The organism is Pseudoalteromonas sp. MER144-MNA-CIBAN-0113 (assembly GCF_040308965.1).
Taxonomy (GTDB): Bacteria; Pseudomonadota; Gammaproteobacteria; order Enterobacterales; family Alteromonadaceae; genus Pseudoalteromonas; species Pseudoalteromonas tetraodonis.
Genome location: NZ_JBEOOG010000463.1, coordinates 1 through 254 on the forward strand (window position 1 = coordinate 1; position 254 = coordinate 254).

The 254-nt window shown below is 39.8% G+C and carries 1 protein-coding gene; it reads right to left on the bottom strand.

Features of this window, described 5'->3' with window-relative positions; genetic code table 11:
• Window positions 1-254: fatty acid cis/trans isomerase (locus AAEY57_RS20510; RefSeq protein WP_350608724.1), on the bottom strand; the 254-nt coding region annotated here is incomplete at both ends.

A 254-nucleotide genomic window follows, 5' to 3' on the forward strand; every position in this document is an offset into this window, starting at 1 on the left:
GACTTAGGCTCATAACTCGGCATTTGCGTAACTGTATAATCTGGCGCAATAAACTGCTCGTACAAACGCAGTAATTTAGCTTCATTAAGCTCAAGTGGTAAATGCGTTTTAGAAAGTATGGTTGTACGCTCTTGCATAAAACGATAATAAACACGGCTAACTTTAGGGTCATCGTATGGACGACGCGTATTAATTAACTTTATTTCCTCACCAGGAGGCGTACTTGAGCGAACTAGTTTAAAAAAGCTTTGTGG